The sequence below is a fragment of the Streptomyces sp. PKA51 genome, assembly GCF_057552455.1.
Genome location: NZ_BAAJPZ010000007.1, coordinates 131,329 through 150,617, shown reverse-complemented (window position 1 = coordinate 150,617; position 19,289 = coordinate 131,329). Strand labels below are relative to the sequence as shown.

The following is a 19,289-nucleotide window of genomic DNA, read 5'->3' as shown; positions in this document are numbered from 1 at the left end:
TGGTCTGGGGTCCGGATGGGGGTCCCCCCAGGCCCGTCAAGGGCTCTGGGGGATGCCGGGGGCCTCTAGCCGAGGCCCCCGGCCAGACCCGTCAGACCTCTTCGACGCTGCTCGGCTCGCGCCGGGACAGGTCGATACCGAGCTCCTCCGCGGCGCGGAAGACGTCCTCGTCGGTGTCGCGCATCTCGATGGACATGCCGTCCGAGGACAGCACCTCCACGTTGAGGCACAGGGACTGCATCTCCTTGATGAGCACCTTGAAGGACTCGGGGATGCCGGGCTCGGGGATGTTCTCGCCCTTGACGATCGCCTCGTAGACCTTCACACGGCCGGTGACGTCGTCGGACTTGATGGTGAGGAGCTCCTGCAGGGCGTAGGCGGCGCCGTACGCCTCCAGGGCCCAGACCTCCATCTCACCGAAGCGCTGGCCACCGAACTGAGCCTTACCACCCAGCGGCTGCTGGGTGATCATCGAGTACGGACCGGTCGAACGGGCGTGCAGCTTGTCGTCGACCAGGTGGTGCAGCTTGAGGATGTACATGTACCCGACCGAGATCGGGTCCGGGAACGGCTCGCCGGAGCGGCCGTCGAACAGCCGGGCCTTGCCGGACGGGAGCACCATGCGCTCGCCGTCACGGTTCGGCACGGTGTGCTCGAACAGGCCGGCCAGCTCGTCCTCGCGGGCACCGTCGAAGACCGGGGTCGCGACGTTGGTGCCCGGGGCGACCTCGTCGGCGCCGATCGCCTGGAGCCGCTTCATCCACTCCTCGTCGCCCTCGACCTTCCAGCCCTGGCTGGCGAGCCAGCCGAGGTGGATCTCGAGGACCTGTCCCGGGTTCATTCGGGACGGGACACCGAGCGGGTTGAGGATGATGTCGACCGGGGTGCCGTCCTCGAGGAACGGCATGTCCTCGACCGGGAGGATCTTGGAGATGACACCCTTGTTGCCGTGGCGGCCGGCGAGCTTGTCACCGTCGGTGATCTTGCGCTTCTGCGCGACGTAGACGCGGACCAGCTGGTTCACGCCCGGGGGCAGCTCGTCGCCCTCCTCGCGGTCGAAGACGCGCACGCCGATGACCTTGCCGATCTCGCCGTGCGGCACCTTCAGCGAGGTGTCACGGACCTCACGGGCCTTCTCACCGAAGATCGCGCGGAGCAGGCGCTCCTCCGGGGTCAGCTCGGTCTCACCCTTCGGGGTGACCTTGCCGACCAGGATGTCGCCGGCCACGACCTCGGCACCGATGCGGATGATGCCGCGCTCGTCGAGGTCGGCGAGGACCTCCTCGGAGACGTTCGGGATGTCCCGGGTGATCTCCTCGGGGCCCAGCTTGGTGTCACGGGCGTCGACCTCGTGCTCCTCGATGTGGATCGAGGAGAGGACGTCGTCCTGCACGAGGCGCTGCGACAGGATGATCGCGTCCTCGTAGTTGTGGCCCTCCCACGGCATGAACGCCACGAGCAGGTTCTTGCCGAGCGCCATCTCGCCCTCGTCCGTGGACGGACCGTCGGCGAGCACCTGGCCGGCCACCACGCGGGCGCCCTCGTCCACGACGACCTTCTGGTTGAAGGACGTGCCCTGGTTGGAGCGGGAGAACTTGGCGACGCGGTACGTGTTGTACGTGCCGTCGTCGTTGGCCACGGTGACGTAGTCGGCGGAGACCTCCTGGACGACACCGTCCTTCTCGGCCTTGATGACGTCGCCGGCGTCGACCGCGCAGCGGTACTCCATGCCGGTGCCGACCAGCGGCGCCTCGGCCTTGATCAGCGGGACGGCCTGGCGCATCATGTTCGATCCCATGAGCGCGCGGTTGGCGTCGTCGTGCTCGAGGAAGGGGATCATGGCGGTCGCGACCGACACCATCTGGCGCGGCGAGACGTCCATGTAGTCGACCTCGTCCGGCGCGATGTAGTCGATCTCGCCGCCACGGCGGCGGACCAGCACGCGGGCCTCGGCGAAGCGCATGTCCTCGTTGAGGGCGGCGTTCGCCTGGGCGATGACGAAGCGGTCCTCCTCGTCGGCGGTCAGGTAGTGCACCTCGTCGGTGACCTGGCCCTCGACGACCTTGCGGTACGGCGTCTCGACGAAGCCGAACGCGTTGACCCGGCCGTAGGAGGCGAGCGAGCCGATCAGACCGATGTTCGGGCCTTCGGGCGTCTCGATCGGGCACATGCGGCCGTAGTGCGAGGGGTGCACGTCACGGACCTCGAAGCCGGCCCGCTCACGGGAGAGACCACCCGGGCCCAGCGCCGAGAGACGACGCTTGTGGGTCAGACCCGACAGCGGGTTGGTCTGGTCCATGAACTGGGACAGCTGGCTGGTGCCGAAGAACTCCTTGATGGAGGCGACGACCGGCCGGATGTTGATCAGGGTCTGCGGCGTGATCGCCTCGACGTCCTGGGTGGTCATCCGCTCGCGGACGACGCGCTCCATACGAGCCAGACCCGTGCGGACCTGGTTCTGGATGAGCTCGCCGACGTTGCGCAGACGACGGTTGCCGAAGTGGTCGATGTCGTCGGTCTCGACGACGATCGTGGTGCCGTTCTCGCCGACGGTCTCGGTCTCACCGGCGTGCAGCTTGACCAGGTACTTGATCGTCGCGATGACGTCGTCGACGGTCAGCACGCCGGCGTCGAGCGGGGCGTCCGCGCCCAGCTTCTTGTTGACCTTGTAGCGGCCGACCTTGGCCAGGTCGTAGCGCTTGGGGTTGAAGTAGAGGTTCTCGAGCAGCGTCTGCGCGGCCTCACGGGTCGGGGGCTCGCCCGGGCGCAGCTTGCGGTAGATGTCGAGCAGCGCGTCGTCCTGGCCCTGGGTGTGGTCCTTCTCCAGGGTGGCGCGCATGGACTCGTACTCGCCGAACTCCTCGAGGATCTGCTCGGTGGTCCAGCCGAGCGCCTTCAGGAGGACGGTGACGGACTGCTTGCGCTTGCGGTCGATGCGGACACCGACCATGTCGCGCTTGTCGACCTCCATCTCCAGCCAGGCACCCCGGGACGGGATGATCTTGGCGGTGAAGATGTCCTTGTCGGACGTCTTGTCGATGGAGGAGTCGAAGTAGACACCGGGCGAACGGACCAGCTGCGAGACCACGACACGCTCGGTGCCGTTGATGCAGAAGGTGCCCTTCGGCGTCATGAGCGGGAAGTCGCCCATGAAGACCGTCTGGGACTTGATCTCACCGGTCTCGTTGTTGGTGAACTCGGCCGTGACGAAGAGCGGAGCCGCGTACGTGAAGTCGCGCTCCTTGCACTCGTCGATGGAGTTCTTCGGGGGCTCGAAACGGTGGTCGCGGAAAGTCAGCGACATCGACCCGCTGAAGTCCTCGATCGGGGAGATCTCCTCGAAGATCTCCTCCAGACCGGACTTGGTGGGGACGTCCTGACCGGACTCCAGCGCAGCCTCGACGCGAGCCTTCCAGGCGGCGTTGCCGAGCAGCCAGTCGAAGCTCTCGGTCTGCAGCGCAAGGAGGTTCGGAACCTCGAGGGGCTCCTTGATCTTCGCAAAGGAGATGCGCAGCGGGGCGGTGCTGGCGCCGTTGTTCGTATTGGCGGTCGAGGCGTTGCGCGAGGCGGCCAAGAGGGGGTCCTTCCGAGGGCTCGGACTCACTACGCGCGTACCGGTCCCACTCCGTCCAGAGGAGAGAAATCCCAGGTCAGGGGGCTTCTTTCGACTGTGCTATGAAGTGGGCATGCCCCTGGTGACGGGCAGGGAGCAGCTAACAGGCAGCGCAAAGGGTCAGTGTAGCCACTTGGCCCACTGATGTCCAGAGCGGGTATCCCGAGACCGGTGCGATACCAATCTCTCCCTCCGGGATCCTTTTGTTTCCTCGCTGTGCGGCGTCTGCCCGCGCCCGTCCGATGCAAGTCCTGCGCTGGAAGCGCATGACCATACTTCCCCCTCCGCCTACGATCCATGCCTCGGACGGAGGACCGAAGTGGCGGGGCGTCGTGGGACGCGTCCTGAGAATCGCGCGCGGCGTGCCGTTCGTCAAGGCCCCTCGGCCCCCGGCCGCCCGTCACGGAGGGCGGATGCCCTGCTCGGAGCGGGTCCCGGCCACCGGGAGGGCAACGAAGATCACCATACTCGCCTTGCGGCCCTGCTGCGCGCACCCGTCCCGGGAACGCCCGAGGGCGACCACCCATGCGGGTGATCGCCCTCGGTTTTTCCGACGATTGCCGGAAGGAGAGTCCTCGCGGACCCGGAGGTCTTACTTGACCTCGACGGAGGCGCCGGCGCCCTCGAGGGCCTCCTTGGCCTTGTCCGCGGCGTCCTTGGCGACCTTCTCGAGGACCGGCTTCGGGGTGCCGTCGACGAGGTCCTTGGCCTCCTTCAGGCCCAGGGAGGTCAGCTCACGCACGACCTTGATGACCTGGATCTTCTTGTCACCGGCGGCGGTGAGGATGACGTCGAACTCGTCCTTCTCCTCGACGGCCTCGGCGGCAGCGCCACCGGCAACGCCGCCGGCCATGACGACCGGGGCGGCCGCAGCGGCGGTGACGTCGAACTTCTCCTCGAAGGCGGAGACGAACTCGGCCAGCTCGATGAGGGTCATCTCCTCGAACTGCGCGAGCAGCTCGTCCTTGGTCAGCTTCGCCATGATGGCGGTCCTTCCACTAATTCGGCAGGTGCCGGAATGTACATGTCGGCGGGCGGACGGCCCGCTGCGACCGGTGCCGGGTGACACCGGTCAATGCGCGAGCCGAATTACTCGGCACCGCCCTGCTCGGCGAGCTTGGCGCGCAGCGCGTCCGCAGTGCGGACGAGCTTCGTCGGCAGCGCCTGGAAGAGGGAGGCAGCCTGGGACTGCTTGCCCTTCATGGCACCGGCCAGCTTGCTGAGCAGAACCTCGCGGGACTCGAGGTCCGCAAGCTTCTTGATCTCGTCAGCGGAGAGCGTCTTGCCCTCGAGCACGCCGCCCTTGATGACGAGGTTCGGGTTCTCCTTGGCGAAGTCACGAAGACCCTTCGCCGCCTCGACCGGATCTCCGGTCACGAAGGCGACAGCGGTCGAGCCCTTCAGGTGCTCGTCCAGCTGGATCCCGACCTCATTGGCCGCGATCTTGGTCAGCGTGTTCTTCACCACACGGTACTGAGCGTTGTCACCGAGCGAACGGCGCAGCTGCTTGATCTGCGCAACGGACAGCCCGGTGTACGCGGTCACGACGGCCGCGTTGGAGTTACGGAACTTCTCCGTAATCTCCGCAACGGCGGTGACCTTCTCGGCCTTCGCCATGAGCCTCGGCCTCCTTCCGGGTGATGAAGACCGCAGTGGCGCGCGAGAAGGGGCCTGGGCAAAACGAAACGCCCCGGCACAGGCGCACGGGGCGTGACTCGACCGCGGGGGCGTAATTCGCATTCACGCCTCGGCGGGAGTTCTTCCACTGTCACCTGCGCAGGTCGTCCGCAGCTAGCGGATCCTTCGGCCGCCGTATCTCCCATTACGGACACACGGCAACGACCAGCGGTCTTTGGCTTCCCCGGTACGGTACGGGATGGGGGGCAAGATACGCAAATCGAGCCGGGCCCCGCCTCCCGAAAGGGAAGCGGGGCCCGGCCCGTGGTTCACGCGCTCCGCGCAAAAGGCCGCTCAGCGGCCCTCAGACCTCCCCCAGCTAACGCTGGGAGGGGCCCCCACTCAGACGGTCTCGTCCTCGACGAGGAGGTTGCGGGTGCGGTTCGGGTCCAGGGCGATGCCCGGGCCCATCGTGGTGGTCAGGGTCGCCTTCTTGACGTAGCGGCCCTTGGCGGCGGACGGCTTCAGACGGAGGATCTCCTCCAGCGCCGCGGCGTAGTTCTCCACCAGCTTGGTGTCGTCGAACGAGACCTTGCCGATGATGAAGTGCAGGTTCGAGTGCTTGTCGACGCGGAACTCGATCTTGCCGCCCTTGATGTCGGTCACGGCCTTGGCCGTGTCCGGGGTGACCGTGCCGGTCTTCGGGTTCGGCATCAGACCACGGGGGCCGAGGACGCGGCCGAGGCGGCCGACCTTGCCCATGAGGTCCGGGGTGGCGACGACGGCGTCGAAGTCCAGACGGCCCTTCGCGACCTCGTCGATCAGCTCGTCGGCACCGACGATGTCGGCGCCCGCGGCACGCGCGGCCTCGGCACGGTCGCCGGTCGCGAAGACCAGGACCCGGGCGGTCTTACCGGTGCCGTGCGGAAGGTTCACGGTGCCGCGGACCATCTGGTCGGCCTTGCGCGGGTCGACACCCAGGCGGAAGGCAACCTCGACGGTCGCGTCGAACTTGGTGGAGGAGGTCTCCTTGGCGAGACGGACGGCCTCGAGCGGGGCGTACAGGCGCTCCGCGTCGACCTTGGCGTCCGCAGCGCGGAGAGTCTTGCTGCGCTTCACTTCTGCTCCTGAATGGTTGAGCGTGGAGTCGTGGTCCGGGCCAGCGCTTGGCCCTGCCACAGAGGGTCAGCGGGAGCTGATCAGCCCTCGACCGTGATGCCCATGGAACGGGCGGTGCCGGCGATGATCTTCGCGGCGGCGTCCAGGTCGTTGGCGTTCAGGTCGGGCATCTTGGTGGTGGCGATCTCGCGGACCTGCGCCTCGGTAATCTTGGCGACCTTGGTCTTGTGCGGCTCGCCGGAGCCCTTCTCCACGCCCGCGGCCTTGAGGATCAGCTTGGCGGCCGGCGGAGTCTTGGTGACGAAGGTGAAGGAACGGTCCTCGTAGACCGTGATCTCCACCGGCACGACCATGCCACGCTGCGACTCGGTCGCGGCGTTGTAGGCCTTGCAGAACTCCATGATGTTGACGCCGTGCTGACCCAGCGCGGGGCCGACCGGCGGAGCCGGGTTGGCGGCACCGGCCTGGATCTGGAGCTTGATGAGCCCCGTGACCTTCTTCTTCTTGGGAGGCATTGCTCTCTCCGGGTCCTAGTGAGAGTTTTTTTGCCCACGCACACTGCACGCAGGCATACCGCACCACGATAACGGGTAACGTGGCGGGACCAAAAACCGAATGGTCAGGCCCGCCTCGAAAGGCGGGCCTGACCGTTTCGGAAGCGTTCGGCCGGAAGATCCGTTCTTTTGGATCGGACCTTCCGGATCAGATCTTCTCGATCAGTTCTTCTGGATCTGGTCGAAGCTCAGCTCGACCGGGGTCTCGCGACCGAAGATCTCGACGAGGCCCTTGACCTTCTTCGAGTCGGCGTTGATCTCGTTGATCGTCGCCTGCAGCGTCGCGAACGGACCGTCGGTGACGGTGACGGAGTCGCCGACCTCGAAGTCCAGGACCTGGACCTCGACCTTGCGGGACGGCGCCGGACGGCCCTCGGCCTCGGCGGCCTCCTTGGCGGCCTTGGCCTCCGCCTCCGGGGCGAGCATCTTGACGATCTCGTCCAGGGTCAGCGGGTACGGGTCGTAGGCGTTGCCGACGAAGCCGGTGACACCGGGGGTGTTGCGCACGACGCCCCAGGACTCGTTCGTCAGGTCCATGCGCACCAGCACGTAGCCGGGGAGCTTGTTCTGGCGGACGGTGCGGCGGTCGCCGTTCTTGATCTGGACGACCTCTTCCTGCGGCACCTCGGCCTGGAAGATGTAGTCCTCGACGTTCAGCGAGACGGCGCGCTGCTCGAGGTTGGTCTTCACGCGGTTCTCGTAACCGGCGTAGGTGTGGATGACGTACCACTCGCCGGGCAGGCCGCGCAGCTCCTCGCGGAGCGCGGCGACCGGGTCGACCGGAGCGGCCTCCTCGGCCTCGACGTCCTCCTCGGGCTCCTCGTCCTCGGCGGCAACCTCGGCGTCACTCTCGACGCGCAGCGCGGCCTCCTCGGCGGGCTCGCCGGCGGCGGCCTCCTCGGCATCGAGCTCGTCGACGGCGTCGGCGCCCTCGACGATCTCCTGCGGGGTGTCGTCGCCCTGGACCTCGGCCGAGACAGCCGCGTCCACGTCGGCCTCTGCGGCCGCGACGGGCTCGGCGGCGTCGTTCAGGTTCGGGTCAGACACTTGGCTGCTTCTTCCTGGCTTCAAGGGGTGGAACGTGCGAAAGGGCGGACCTCCACAGGGAGGCCGCCTCGCGCGGGGGCTCAGCCGAAGACGTACTTGACGGCCTGCTGGAACCCATAGTCAATCACGGTAACCAGACCGATGACGATGCAGACGAACGCGATCACCACGGTGGTGTAGGTCGACAGCTGGCCTCTGGTGGGCCATACGACCTTGCGGAGTTCGGCGACGACCTGGCGGTAGAACAGAGCGAGCCGGCCCAGAGGGCCCTTCTTGGCGCGCTTTCCGCCCCGGCGGCCCTTCTTGCCGGCCACCTCGTCCTCGGGACGACCGCTTTCAGGCGTCGCGGTGGAGCCAAGGGCTTCCGTCACTACGTCCTCACCTGAATCCGGGTCGTGGCCGTGCCGCGCCCGGGTGAGCCGCACGGCGGTGCATTTCAGTACGTACGCACGCACGCACCCTGGTGACGATGCGTGTAGCAGGGCCGAAGGGACTTGAACCCCCAACCGCTGGTTTTGGAGACCAGTGCTCTACCAATTGAGCTACGACCCTTTGTGTTCCCCCAACGTACCGCATCCGCCCGGACGCACGGTGTGTGCGAGGCCGGATTCGCTGCTGGAGGCCAACGAGGGATGAGTGTACGTGGTCCGGGGCGGATCGTCGAACAGCCTTTGTCGCGGCGTTCCCGGACAGGGCCCGGTTCACCCTTTCTGACAGGGGCACGCAAACGGTGTGCCGCCGTTCCGGCGGGTCTGCGACGATGCCCTCATGACCGCTGCGACTCCTCCTGTTCCTCCTGTCCAGTCCCCCACCGAGCGCCGGGTCTCCGCCCGCGTCGGTTCGATCTCCGAGTCGGCGACCCTCGCCGTGGACGCCAAGGCCAAGGCCCTCAAGGCCGCCGGGCGCCCGGTCATCGGCTTCGGCGCCGGCGAGCCGGACTTCCCCACCCCGGGCTACATCGTCGACGCCGCCGTCGAGGCCTGCCGCGACCCGCGCTACCACCGCTACACGCCGGCCGGCGGCCTGCCCGAGCTGAAGGCCGCCATCGCCGCCAAGACCCTGCGCGACTCCGGCTACGAGGTCGACGCCTCCCAGGTGCTCGTCACCAACGGCGGCAAGCAGGCGATCTACGAGGCGTTCGCCGCGATCCTGGACCCGGGCGACGAGGTCATCGTCCCCGCCCCGTACTGGACCACCTACCCCGAGTCGATCCGCCTGGCCGGCGGCGTCCCGGTGGAGGTCGTCGCCGACGAGACCACCGGCTACCGGGTCTCCGTCGAGCAGCTGGAGGCGGCGCGCACGGAGCGCACGAAGGTGCTGCTCTTCGTCTCCCCGTCGAACCCGACCGGTGCGGTCTACACGCGCGAGCAGGTCGAGGAGATCGGCCGCTGGGCCGCCGAGCACGGCCTGTGGGTCCTGACGGACGAGATCTACGAGCACCTGGTCTACGGCGACGCCGAGTTCTGCTCGCTGCCGGTCGTCGTCCCCGAGCTGCGCGACAAGTGCATCGTCGTCAACGGCGTCGCCAAGACGTACGCCATGACCGGCTGGCGCGTGGGCTGGGTCATCGGCCCCAAGGACGTCGTCAAGGCCGCCACCAACCTGCAGTCGCACGCCACGTCCAACGTGTCGAACGTCGCGCAGGTGGCCGCCCTCGCGGCCGTGTCCGGCGACCTGACGGCCGTCGAGGAGATGAAGGTCGCCTTCGACCGCCGCCGCCGCAAGATCGTCGCGATGCTCAACGAGATCGACGGCGTGTACTGCCCCGAGCCGGAGGGCGCCTTCTACGCGTACCCCTCGGTCAAGGACCTGCTCGGCAAGGAGATCCGCGGCAAGCGCCCGGCCACGTCGGTCGAGCTGGCCGCGCTCATCCTGGACGAGGCCGAGGTCGCGGTCGTCCCGGGCGAGGCCTTCGGCACCCCGGGCTACCTGCGGCTGTCCTACGCGCTCGGCGACGAGGACCTCGTCGAGGGCGTCTCCCGCATCCAGAAGCTCCTGGCGGAGGCCAAGGCGTAAGCAGTGGCGTCATGCGGTGCCGTAACAGGCCCCGCACCTGTTTTCGGCCCCTTCCCCCTGCGGGGAAGGGGCCTTCCGGTTGACGGGCCGGTACGGCAAAATCCCTGAATGGAGAACGTTCGGGACGTCCGTAAGCTGCCGAAGGCCCACCTGCACCTGCACTTCACCGGGTCGATGAGGCCCTCGACCCTGCTGGAACTGGCCGACAAGTACGGCGTGCACCTGCCCGAGGCACTCAGCAGCGGAGAGCCGCCGAAGCTGCGGGCAACGGACGAGCGGGGCTGGTTCCGCTTCCAGCGGCTCTACGACATCGCCCGCTCCTGCCTGCGCTCCCCCGACGACATCCGGCGCCTGGTGCGCGAAGCCGCCGAGGAGGACGTCAAGGACGGCTCCGGCTGGCTGGAGATCCAGGTCGACCCCACCTCGTACGCCCCCCGCCTCGGCGGCCTCATCCCCGCCATGGAGATCATCCTCGACGCGGTGGAGAGCGCCTCGAAGGAAACGGGCCTCGGCATGCGCGTCCTCGTCGCCGCCAACCGCATGAAGCACCCCCTCGAAGCGCGCACCCTCGCCCGCCTCGCCGTGCGCTACGCCGACCAGGGTGTGATCGGCTTCGGCCTGTCCAACGACGAGCGCCGCGGTCTGGCCCGCGACTTCGACCGCGCCTTCGAGATCGCCCGCGAAGGCGGCCTCATCGCCGCCCCCCACGGCGGCGAGCTGTCGGGCCCCGGCAGCGTCCGCGACTGCCTCGACGACCTCCACGCGGCCCGCATCGGCCACGGCGTCCGCGCCGCGGAGGACCCCCGCCTGCTGCGCAAGCTCGCCGAACGCGGCGTGACGTGCGAGGTCTGCCCGGCCTCCAACGTCGCCCTCGGCGTCTACGACAAGCCGGCCGACGTGCCGCTGCGCACGCTGTACGACGCGGGCGTACCGATGGCGCTGGGCGCCGACGACCCGCTCCTGTTCGGCTCGCGCCTGGCGGCGCAGTACGAGCTGGCGCGGGAGCACCACGCGTTCACGGACGCGGAGCTGGCGGAGGTGGCCCGGCAGTCCATCCGCGCCTCGGCGGCGCCCCCTGACGCGCGCGCCCGCCTCCTGGCGGGCGTGGAGGCGTGGCTGGCGACGGGCTGAGCTTGTCGGTCCGGTGCGGCCCGGTGGCCGGTTCGTGCCCACCCGTTCCTCCCCCGGCTACCGCCGGGGGGACCCCCAGCGGAACGCCTGCCCACAAACCGGCAGGTGCCCCATCCAGCCCGTCCGGCGATTGCGGACCGGGGGTCCGGGGGCGGAGCCTCCGGTTTCGGGAAGGGGCGGGGTGGGGGAAAGGCCCGCCGCAGGCGCCCCTACAGGGCCACGCCCACCGTGACCGGCTCGTTCACCAGCGTCACGCCGAACGCCTCGCGCACGCCGTCCCGCACCTCGCGGGCGAGGGCCAGGAGGTCCTCCGTCGTCGCGGAGCCCCGGTTCGTCAGCGCCAGGGTGTGCTTCGTCGAGATCCGCGCCGGCCCCTCCCCGTAGCCCTTCGTGAAGCCGGCCCGGTCGATCAGCCATGCGGCCGACGTCTTCACCGTCCCGTCGCCCGCCGGGTAGGCGGGCGGCTCGACGTCCGCCCCGAGGCGCTCGGCGACGCGCTCGAGGAAGGCCGCGTGCTCGGACGCGGTGAGGACGGGGTTGGTGAAGAAGGAGCCGGCGGACCACGTGTCGTGGTCGTCGGGGTCGAGCACCATGCCCTTGCCGGCGCGCAGCTTGAGCACGGTCTCGCGGGCCCGGGCCACGGGGACGCGGTCGCCCGCGGCGACGCCGAGGGCCCGGGCGGTCTCGGCGTACTTCAGGGGCGCGGACAGCCCGTCCGCGTCCTCCAGCTCGAAGCGCACGCGCAGCACGACGTGGCGCGCCGGGTCGGCCTTGAAGCGGCTGTGGCGGTAGGAGAAGGCGCACTCGGCGTTGGTGAGGGTGACGATCTCGTCGGTGTGCCGGTCGTAGGCCACGACCTCGGTGATCGTCTGGGCGACGTCCTGCCCGTAGGCACCGACGTTCTGGATGGGGGTGGCGCCGGCGGAGCCGGGGATGCCGGCGAGGCATTCGACGCCGGCGAGGCCGGCGTCGACGGTGCGGGCGACGGCGTCGGACCAGTTCTCGCCGGCGGCGAGCTCCAGGCGGGTGCCCTCCAGCGCGAAGCCGCTGGTGGCGATGCGCAGGGCGGTGCCCTCGAAGCCCTTGTCGGAGATGACGAGGTTGCTGCCGCCGCCGATGATCAGCAGCGGCGTCCCGGCGCGATCGGCCTCGCGCACGGCCTCGATCACCTCGGCGTCCGTCGTGGCCGTGATCAGACGGCTGGCGGGACCGCCGAGGCGGAAGGTGGTCAGGGGGGCGAGGGGGGCGTCGTGTCGTTCCTGCACGGGCACAAGGGTACGGGTGCGGGCCTCAGCGCCCGGCGGCCGCAGGCGCGGGGGCCGCTCCCGTGGCCGCCGCGGTCGCGGGCTCGCCCCGGCGCGAGGCCGGTATCGCGAGCGTTGCCAGCGCGGCCACGGTCACCATGGCCGCGCCCGTCCACAGGGCGGGGGTGAGGCCGTCGGTGAAGCGGGAGGGCGACTCGTAGCCGCCGTGGGAGGTGAAGACGGTGCTCAGGACGGCGATGCCGAGGGCGCCGCCCACTTCGCGCAGGGCGTTGTTGGCGCCGGAGGCCACGCCCTGTTCGGCCGGGCGGACGCTGGACATGACGAGCTTGGCGGCCGGTGCGAAGAACAGGCCCATGCCGATGCCGCTGACGATCAGTGCCGGCAGCTGTGTGGCGTACGTGACACCGGGGTCGATGACGACGGCGAACCAGGCCAGTCCCGTGGCCTGCAGCACCAGGCCGGCGGCGACCACCGGGCGGCTGCCGATCCGGTCGGCGAGGACGCCGGACAGCGGGGCGGCGACCATCGGCATGGCGGTCCACGGCAGCATGCGCAGGCCGGCCTCGGTGGGCGAGTAGTGGAGCACGTTCTGCAGGAACTGGCTGAGCAGGAAGATCGAGCCGAACATGCCGAAGAACATCAGCAGGCTGGCCGAGTTGATCCCGCTGAAGGCGCGGCTGCGGAAGAGGCGCATGGGCAGCATGGGGTTCTTCGCCCGCGTGCCGTGCACGGCGAAGGCGGCCAGGAGAACCGCGCCCGCACCCAGGCTGACCAGGACCTTCGTGCCCGTCCAGCCGGCGGAGTGGGAGCTGATCAGGCCGTAGACGATGCCGAAGAGGCCGCCGCTGACCAGCAGCGTGCCGACGACGTCGAGACGGGCGCCGGAGCCGCGGGACTCGCGCAGGCGCAGCCGGGCGAGGGGGACGAGGGCGACGCCGAGCGGCACGTTGAGCCAGAAGATCCACTGCCAGGAGATGTGCTCGGTGAGGGTGCCGCCGATCAGGGGGCCGGTGGCCACGGCGAGGCCGTCGACGGCGCCCTTGATGCCGTACGCCATGCCGCGACGCGCGGCCGGTACGGCGTCGGTGAGCAGGGTGAGGGTCAGCGGCATCATCACGGCCGCACCGACGCCCTGGACGGCGCGGGCCGCGACGAGGGCCTCGATGCCGGGGGCGAGGGCGGCCGCGGCGGAGGCGCCCGTGAAGATCGTCACACCGATGACGAAGAGCCGGCGGCGGCCGAACCGGTCACCGAGGGCGGCGCCCAGCATGAGCAGGACGGCGAAGGTGAGGGTGTAGGCGTTGACGGTCCATTCGAGGTCCTCCAGCGCCCCGCCGAGGTCCTTGCGGATGGCCGGCAGGGCGGTGGTGACGACGAGGTTGTCGAGCGCGGCCATGAAGCCGGCGATGCCGGTGATGACGAGGGCCCAGGCGGCCCTGGAGCGGTCGGTCACGGAAATCCCCCGGGTGGTGTGTGTGGAGTGTCCAAGGCAGGTGTTTAGTGAGTGATTACTAACTTCTTGCGGCAGCAGGAAGGCCGTCCCGGGCGATTGCGGTCGCCCGCGACGGCTCCGGCTCAGCAGCCCTCGTCGTCGAAGCCGCCCCACACGCGGTGGCCGGCCGGGAAGCCGAGGGCGAGCAGGGTGTTGATGAGCATGCCTTCGGCCAGGAAGCGGCTGGAGACCTTCTCGTCGGCGCCGAGGGCGAGGTGGATCGTGTCCCGCAGCTGCAGCCAGCCCTCGCGGATCGGGTGGCCGAACTCGTGGTCGCCGGCCGCTTCGGCGGAGGCGACCGCGACGTACATCTGCATCTGCATGAGCAGTTTTTCGCGGTCGCGCTCGATCATGTCGGAGTACGCGGCCCCCATGGCGGCCGGGATGCCGCCGGGAGGGGCGTTCCTCGCCGCGTCCGCGAAGAGCCGGGTGGTCTCCTCCAGGCAGCGGGTGGCCGCCGCCAGGAAGATCGCGCGCTTGCCGGGGAAGAGCCGGAAGAGGTACGGCTGCGAGACACCCACGCGCCGGGCGATCGCCTCGGTGGACGTGCCTTCGTACCCGCCGCGCGCGAACTCCGAGATCGCGGCGCGGACGACGCTCTCGCGGCGCTCTTCGGCGCTCATCCTCACCATGGCGAGTAAGTTAGTGACTACTCACTAGCAAGTCAAGGGCGGAGTAAGGGGCGCCCGATCATTGGTGGACGCCCCTTACGCGACACATGAGGTGCAGGCTCAGGCCAGCCGGACCACGGCCCGGGACATGCCCAGCACCTTCTGACCGGCGCAGGTGGCCACCAGGTCCACCCGCACGGTGCGGGCCTCGTCGTCCAGCTTGGCGGCGACCTTGGCGACGACCTCGACGACCGCGCCCTTGTCGTCGTTCGGCACGACGACGGGCTTGGTGAAGCGCACGCCGTAGTCGACCAGGGCGCCCGGGTCACCCACCCAGTCGGTGACCACACGGATCGCCTCGGCCATGGTCCACATGCCGTGGGCGATCACGTCCGGGAGCCCGACCTCCTTGGCGAACTTCTCGTTCCAGTGGATCGGGTTGAAGTCGCCCGAGGCGCCCGCATAGCGCACCAGCGTGGCGCGGGTCACGGGGAAGGACTGCGCCGGCAGCTCGGTGCCGACCTCGACGTCGTCGTAAGAAACCGCGGCAGCCATCTCACGCCTCCTCGGCGGCACGCGCCACCAGCTTCGTGTGCGCGGTCACGACCAGCTCGCCGTCCGCGTCGTGCACCTCGCCACGGACCGTCACCACGTCGTTCCCCGCCAGCGACTTGATCGAGTCGATGGTGGAGGTGACCGTCAGCAGGTCGCCGGCGCGCACCGGGCGGACGTACTCGAACCGCTGATCACCGTGGACCACGCGGTCGTAGTCCAGCCCCAGCTTCGGATCCCGGACGACCTGGCCGGCGGCCTGGAAGGTGATCGCGAACACAAAGGTCGGCGGGGCGATCACATCGGGGTGGCCGAGCGCCCTGGCGGCCTCGGGGTCGGTGTACACCGGGTTGGCGTCGCCGACGGCCTCGGCGAACTCGCGGATCTTCTCCCGGCCGACCTCATAGGGGTCGGTCGCCGGATAGGTCCGCCCGACGAAGGACTGGTCGAGCGCCATGGCTCGGAACCTCCTGAGTGGACTGGGCTTGCGTACGTGCATACGCCATGAGGCCGCCCCCGGGAGCCGGGGGCGGCCTCATGAACGACCTGTTTGCGCTTAGCGCGTCTCGCGGTGCGCCGTGTGGGCGTTGCAGCGAGGGCAGTGCTTCTTCATCTCAAGACGGTCCGGGTCGTTACGCCGGTTCTTCTTGGTGATGTAGTTCCGCTCCTTGCACTCCACGCAGGCCAGCGTGATCTTCGGGCGGACGTCGGTGGCAGCCACGTGAGTGCTCCTTGACGGATGGACGGATTCAACGCAGAAAAGAGTAGCCGATCGGAGGACCGACCCCACAATCGGCTACTGTGTGTAGCGGCGACCGGACTTGAACCGGTGACACAGCGATTATGAGCCGCTTGCTCTACCGACTGAGCTACGCCGCTTTGATGAGGTTGATTCCCCCGTCCGAAGACGGGAGAACCTTCCCCACCAGAGCCCCAAAACGGAATCGAACCGTTGACCTTCTCCTTACCATGGAGACGCTCTGCCGACTGAGCTATTGGGGCGAGCGAGGAAGACATTACACGGTCTGCGGCCGAAGGTGAAATCCGTACCCGGCGGCCCCCTGCCAGCGCGTTCTTCCGGCGCGCCGGTACCCGCCGGATGCCCCGCCGCATCCCTCGTCGGATCCCCCGTCGGCGACCTGTGAAACCGCTGCCGATGCGGGCGCGCACACCGGCATCGGTACGAGCGCCGGTACGACTATTCAACGACTACCCGCCGCCTGCGCGAACCGGCTTCGCGCGCGGCCTACGCTCGGACAGCCGCGTGATCATGCCTGCCCCGGCCACCGGAGGATCGCGATGCCCGACAGTCAGCCGCAGCCCGCCGGCCACGGCGGCGACGCCGCCGCCCCGGCGCCGGGCGAGGGCGCGCTGGTGCTGTGCGGTGCCCGCCTCGCCGACGGGCGCGTGGTGGACGTACGCCTCAGCGGCGGCCGCATCGAGGCCGTCGGCACCGCCGGAAGCCTCGCCCCCGGCCCGCGCGTCGACCTCACCGGCTACCTGCTGCTGCCCGCGCCCGCCGAGCCCCACGCGCACTACGACACCGCCCTGACCGCCGACATCGGCGGCCCCGCCGCCCACACCCCCGAGGACGTCCAGCGCCGCGCCACCGAGGCCGCGCTGCTGCAGCTCGGGCACGGCGTCACGGCCGTCCGCAGCCACGTCCGCGTCGGCGACGTTGCGGGACTGCGGGCGCTCGAAGGCGTCCTGGCCGCGCGCCGGAGCCTGCAGACCCTCACCGATCTCACCGTCGTCGCCGTCCCCCGGCTGCTGACCGGCGCCGCGGGCGCCGACGGGCTCGCCGTCCTGCGCGACGCGGTCGCCATGGGCGCCACGGTCGTCGGCGGCTGCCCCGACCTCGACCCCGACCCCACCGGCTACGCCGAGGCCGTGCTCGCCCTCGCCGCCGACCACGGCTGCGCCGTCGACCTGCACACGGACGGCGGCGACCCGGGCCGGCTCGCCCGGCTCGCCGCCATGGCCGGCGGACTGCGCCCCGGCGTCACCGTGGGCCCCTGCGGCGCCCTGGCCCGCCTCCCCCGCGACCAGGCCGCCCGCGCGGGCCAGCAGCTCGCCGCGGCCGGCGTCACCGTCGTCTGCCTGCCCCAGGGCGACTGCAGCGCCCTCAGCGGCGGACGCAGCGCCTGGTGCGCCCCCGTACGGCTGCTGCGCGCCGTGGGCGTCCAGGTCGCCGCCGGCAGCGGCGCCCTGCGTGACGCGGCCAACCCCGTCGGCCGCGGCGACCCCCTGGAGGCCGCGTTCCTGCTGGCCTCGCACGCCGAGCTGTCCCCGGCGCAGGCGTACGAGGCGGTGAGCGCGCGGGCCCGTACGGCCATGGGGCTGCCCGAGGTACGCGTCGAGGCGGGCTTCCCCGCCGAGCTCCTGGCCGTCCGGGGCAGCGGCATCGCGAGCGCCCTGTCCCTGGGCTACAGCCGCCTGGTCGTCCACCAGGGGCGCGTCGTCGCCCGGACCAGCGCGGTGCGCGAGTACGGCGACCACGGGGGCGGCGGGGGCGGTGGAGGCGGCGGTACGTCCGAGGCGTACGGCGAGACGCACGGTGCGGCGGCCCTGGAGCTGCCCCGCCAGTCGCCACGGCAGTCGCCCCGCGGGGACGGGTCGGGCGGCGGATCGGGCGGCAGCTCGGGTGGCGGGCCGGCGAACGGGCCGGCGAACGGGCCGGCGTAGGGGCCCCGCGACGGGAGCGCTACGTTCGGTTACGGTCGGATCATGCGCATTGTCATCGCTGGAGGACACGGTCAGATCGCGCTGCGGCTGGAGCGGTTGCTCGCCGGGCGCGGGGACGAGGTGGCGGGGCTCATCCGCCGCCCGGAACAAGCAGGTGACCTACTGGCGGCGGGCGCCGAGCCCGTCGTGTGCGACCTGGAATCCGCGACGGTGGCGGACGTCGCCCGGCACCTGGAGAGCGCCGACGCCGCCGTCTTCGCCGCCGGCGCCGGGCCGGGCAGCGGCGCGGACCGCAAGGAGACCGTCGACCGCGGGGCCGCGGTGCTCTTCGCGGACGCGGCCGAGGCCGCCGGCGTCCGGCGGTTCGTGGTCGTTTCGTCCATGGGCGCCGACCGCGAACCGCCCGAGGGCACCGACCCCGTCTTCGCCGCCTACCTGCGGGCCAAGGGCGCCGCCGACGCGGACATCCGCTCGCGCGCCGGCCTGGACTGGACGATCCTGCGCCCGGGTCGGCTGACGGACGAGCCGGGCACGGGCCGGGTGACCCTGTCGGCGGGCTCCACGGGCCGCGGCGAGGTCTCCCGGGACGACGTGGCGGCGGTGCTGGCCGCCCTGCTGGACGAGCCGGAGCGCGGGGCGATGGGCCTGACGCTGGAGCTGATCGGCGGCGATACGCCGGTGGCGGAGGCGGTGAAGGCGCTCGGCTGAGGGCGGTACCGGTGGCGGGATGCCGCTGGTGAACGAAAGAGGCCCCTGACCGTGAAGTCAGGGGCCTCGTTCCGTGGCGGCGCCAGGATTCGAACCTGGGTAGGCTAAGCCGACGGATTTACAGTCCGCTCCCATTGGCCACTCGGGCACACCGCCATGGGAGTCACCTCGGTCGCTCTTTCGAGCTGCTCCGTGGCAACGACGTAAACCATACCCGATGACCTGGGGTGGTCCGCCACTCGGTTCACAGCCGGTCGATCGGGCCCCGGATGACTAGGCTGGCAGCGCGGCCCCCCGTAGGGCCGCGCCCCCCTGATGGATCTACGTACGAGGAGCCAACTCAATATGGCCGACTCCAGTTTCGACATCGTCTCGAAGGTCGAGCGGCAGGAGGTCGACAACGCCCTCAACCAGGCCGCCAAGGAGATCTCCACGCGCTACGACTTCAAGGGCGTCGGCGCCTCCATCGCATGGTCCGGCGACAAGATCGAGATGCGCGCCAACGGCGAGGACCGGGTCAAGGCCGTCCTCGACATCTTCCAGTCCAAGCTGATCAAGCGCGGCATCTCGCTCAAGGTCCTGGACGCCGGCGAGCCGCAGCTCTCCGGCAAGGAGTACAAGATCTTCGCCTCCATCCAGGAGGGCATCTCCCAGGAGAACGCCAAGAAGGTGGCCAAGATCATCCGCGATGAGGGCCCCAAGGGCGTCAAGGCCCAGGTCCAGGGCGAGGAGCTGCGGGTCAGCTCCAAGAGCCGCGACGACCTGCAGACCGTGATCGCGCTGCTGAAGGGCAAGGACTTCGACTTCGCGCTGCAGTTCACGAACTACCGCTAGGCGCGGCGGAGCGACTGGCTGACTGGCTGTCTGGCTGTCTGGCTG

At 70.0% G+C, this 19,289-nt stretch carries 18 protein-coding genes and 4 tRNA genes; 5 read left to right on the top strand and 17 right to left on the bottom strand.

Annotated features, from left to right (window positions below; translation table 11 throughout):
- Nucleotides 1-91 precede the first annotated feature (91 nt).
- From rpoB to AC27L3_RS13745, 8 genes are all read right to left on the bottom strand, one after another.
- Complete coding sequence (gene rpoB / locus AC27L3_RS13780; protein ID WP_344435218.1) at nt 92-3,574, bottom strand: DNA-directed RNA polymerase subunit beta; 3,483 nt, start codon at nt 3,572-3,574, stop codon at nt 92-94.
- Between the two features lie 631 nt (nt 3,575-4,205).
- Complete coding sequence (gene rplL / locus AC27L3_RS13775; RefSeq protein ID WP_344435219.1) at nt 4,206-4,595, bottom strand: 50S ribosomal protein L7/L12; 390 nt, start codon at nt 4,593-4,595, stop codon at nt 4,206-4,208.
- A 107-nt stretch (nt 4,596-4,702) separates the two neighbouring features.
- Nucleotides 4,703-5,230, bottom strand: a complete 528-nt coding sequence (gene rplJ / locus AC27L3_RS13770) for a 50S ribosomal protein L10 (RefSeq protein ID WP_365970032.1) — start codon at nt 5,228-5,230, stop codon at nt 4,703-4,705.
- 402 nt (nt 5,231-5,632) lie between these two features.
- A complete protein-coding gene (gene rplA / locus AC27L3_RS13765; protein WP_487234314.1) occupies nt 5,633-6,349 on the bottom strand; it encodes a 50S ribosomal protein L1 in 717 nt (238 codons plus the stop codon).
- 80 nt (nt 6,350-6,429) lie between these two features.
- On the bottom strand, nt 6,430-6,864 hold the full coding sequence (rplK, locus tag AC27L3_RS13760) for a 50S ribosomal protein L11 (protein ID WP_344435224.1): 435 nt from the start codon (nt 6,862-6,864) through the stop codon (nt 6,430-6,432).
- A 201-nt stretch (nt 6,865-7,065) separates the two neighbouring features.
- Nucleotides 7,066-7,950, bottom strand: coding sequence for a transcription termination/antitermination protein NusG (nusG, locus tag AC27L3_RS13755; RefSeq protein WP_487234313.1), 885 nt, complete (start codon nt 7,948-7,950; stop codon nt 7,066-7,068).
- Between the two features lie 80 nt (nt 7,951-8,030).
- A complete protein-coding gene (gene secE, locus AC27L3_RS13750; protein WP_365970036.1) occupies nt 8,031-8,321 on the bottom strand; it encodes a preprotein translocase subunit SecE in 291 nt (96 codons plus the stop codon).
- 108 nt (nt 8,322-8,429) lie between these two features.
- Nucleotides 8,430-8,502 (bottom strand) — tRNA-Trp (locus AC27L3_RS13745).
- A 216-nt stretch (nt 8,503-8,718) separates the two neighbouring features.
- Between AC27L3_RS13745 and AC27L3_RS13740 the strand changes: the two genes are divergently transcribed.
- Nucleotides 8,719-9,966, top strand: coding sequence for a pyridoxal phosphate-dependent aminotransferase (locus tag AC27L3_RS13740; protein ID WP_487234312.1), 1,248 nt, complete (start codon nt 8,719-8,721; stop codon nt 9,964-9,966).
- A 108-nt stretch (nt 9,967-10,074) separates the two neighbouring features.
- Nucleotides 10,075-11,097: an adenosine deaminase gene (locus AC27L3_RS13735; protein ID WP_487234311.1), complete on the top strand. Its 1,023-nt coding sequence runs from the start codon at nt 10,075-10,077 to the stop codon at nt 11,095-11,097.
- Between the two features lie 209 nt (nt 11,098-11,306).
- Here the strand turns inward: AC27L3_RS13735 and AC27L3_RS13730 are convergent, their stop codons facing one another.
- The 8 genes from AC27L3_RS13730 to AC27L3_RS13695 all read right to left on the bottom strand — a co-directional run bounded on the left by AC27L3_RS13730 (nt 11,307) and on the right by AC27L3_RS13695 (nt 16,019).
- Nucleotides 11,307-12,362, bottom strand: a complete 1,056-nt coding sequence (locus AC27L3_RS13730; protein ID WP_487234310.1) for a UDP-N-acetylmuramate dehydrogenase — start codon at nt 12,360-12,362, stop codon at nt 11,307-11,309.
- 25 nt (nt 12,363-12,387) lie between these two features.
- Nucleotides 12,388-13,758 (bottom strand): DHA2 family efflux MFS transporter permease subunit, encoded by a 1,371-nt coding sequence (locus AC27L3_RS13725; RefSeq protein WP_487234401.1) that lies wholly within the window; start codon nt 13,756-13,758, stop codon nt 12,388-12,390.
- 179 nt (nt 13,759-13,937) lie between these two features.
- Nucleotides 13,938-14,486, bottom strand: coding sequence for a TetR/AcrR family transcriptional regulator (locus AC27L3_RS13720; RefSeq protein ID WP_487234309.1), 549 nt, complete (start codon nt 14,484-14,486; stop codon nt 13,938-13,940).
- 99 nt (nt 14,487-14,585) lie between these two features.
- On the bottom strand, nt 14,586-15,020 hold the full coding sequence (locus AC27L3_RS13715) for a MaoC family dehydratase (RefSeq protein ID WP_487234308.1): 435 nt from the start codon (nt 15,018-15,020) through the stop codon (nt 14,586-14,588).
- Nucleotide 15,021: 1 nt separating this feature from the next.
- Nucleotides 15,022-15,474 carry an FAS1-like dehydratase domain-containing protein gene (locus tag AC27L3_RS13710; RefSeq protein WP_344435233.1) on the bottom strand — a complete coding sequence of 151 codons (453 nt, stop codon included), beginning with the start codon at nt 15,472-15,474 and terminating at the stop codon, nt 15,022-15,024.
- Nucleotides 15,475-15,573: 99 nt separating this feature from the next.
- On the bottom strand, nt 15,574-15,738 hold the full coding sequence (gene rpmG, locus AC27L3_RS13705; RefSeq protein WP_004571794.1) for a 50S ribosomal protein L33: 165 nt from the start codon (nt 15,736-15,738) through the stop codon (nt 15,574-15,576).
- An 85-nt stretch (nt 15,739-15,823) separates the two neighbouring features.
- Nucleotides 15,824-15,896, bottom strand: a tRNA-Met gene (locus AC27L3_RS13700).
- 50 nt (nt 15,897-15,946) lie between these two features.
- Nucleotides 15,947-16,019 (bottom strand) — tRNA-Thr (locus AC27L3_RS13695).
- 297 nt (nt 16,020-16,316) lie between these two features.
- Here AC27L3_RS13695 and AC27L3_RS13690 point away from each other — a divergent pair.
- Nucleotides 16,317-17,702 (top strand): amidohydrolase family protein, encoded by a 1,386-nt coding sequence (locus AC27L3_RS13690; protein WP_487234307.1) that lies wholly within the window; start codon nt 16,317-16,319, stop codon nt 17,700-17,702.
- 42 nt (nt 17,703-17,744) lie between these two features.
- On the top strand, nt 17,745-18,410 hold the full coding sequence (locus tag AC27L3_RS13685) for an SDR family oxidoreductase (RefSeq protein ID WP_487234306.1): 666 nt from the start codon (nt 17,745-17,747) through the stop codon (nt 18,408-18,410).
- A 74-nt stretch (nt 18,411-18,484) separates the two neighbouring features.
- On the opposite strand, the gene AC27L3_RS13680 is transcribed toward AC27L3_RS13685, so the two are convergent.
- Nucleotides 18,485-18,566 (bottom strand) — tRNA-Tyr (locus AC27L3_RS13680).
- Nucleotides 18,567-18,755: 189 nt separating this feature from the next.
- Between AC27L3_RS13680 and AC27L3_RS13675 the strand changes: the two genes are divergently transcribed.
- Nucleotides 18,756-19,244: a YajQ family cyclic di-GMP-binding protein gene (locus AC27L3_RS13675; protein ID WP_344435237.1), complete on the top strand. Its 489-nt coding sequence runs from the start codon at nt 18,756-18,758 to the stop codon at nt 19,242-19,244.
- Nucleotides 19,245-19,289: the final 45 nt, after the last annotated feature.

Coding starts and splice junctions, on each gene's coding strand:
- rplL (WP_344435219.1), bottom strand. CDS start 4,595: ATGGCGAAGCTGACCAAGGACGAGCTGCTCGCGCAGTTCGAGGAGATG.
- rplJ (WP_365970032.1), bottom strand. CDS start 5,230: ATGGCGAAGGCCGAGAAGGTCACCGCCGTTGCGGAGATTACGGAGAAG.
- rplK (WP_344435224.1), bottom strand. CDS start 6,864: ATGCCTCCCAAGAAGAAGAAGGTCACGGGGCTCATCAAGCTCCAGATC.
- AC27L3_RS13740 (WP_487234312.1), top strand. CDS start 8,719: ATGACCGCTGCGACTCCTCCTGTTCCTCCTGTCCAGTCCCCCACCGAG.
- AC27L3_RS13735 (WP_487234311.1), top strand. CDS start 10,075: ATGGAGAACGTTCGGGACGTCCGTAAGCTGCCGAAGGCCCACCTGCAC.
- AC27L3_RS13725 (WP_487234401.1), bottom strand. CDS start 13,758: ATGGCCGCGCTCGACAACCTCGTCGTCACCACCGCCCTGCCGGCCATC.
- AC27L3_RS13720 (WP_487234309.1), bottom strand. CDS start 14,486: ATGGTGAGGATGAGCGCCGAAGAGCGCCGCGAGAGCGTCGTCCGCGCC.
- AC27L3_RS13715 (WP_487234308.1), bottom strand. CDS start 15,020: ATGGCTGCCGCGGTTTCTTACGACGACGTCGAGGTCGGCACCGAGCTG.
- AC27L3_RS13710 (WP_344435233.1), bottom strand. CDS start 15,474: ATGGCGCTCGACCAGTCCTTCGTCGGGCGGACCTATCCGGCGACCGAC.
- AC27L3_RS13690 (WP_487234307.1), top strand. CDS start 16,317: ATGCCCGACAGTCAGCCGCAGCCCGCCGGCCACGGCGGCGACGCCGCC.
- AC27L3_RS13685 (WP_487234306.1), top strand. CDS start 17,745: ATGCGCATTGTCATCGCTGGAGGACACGGTCAGATCGCGCTGCGGCTG.
- AC27L3_RS13675 (WP_344435237.1), top strand. CDS start 18,756: ATGGCCGACTCCAGTTTCGACATCGTCTCGAAGGTCGAGCGGCAGGAG.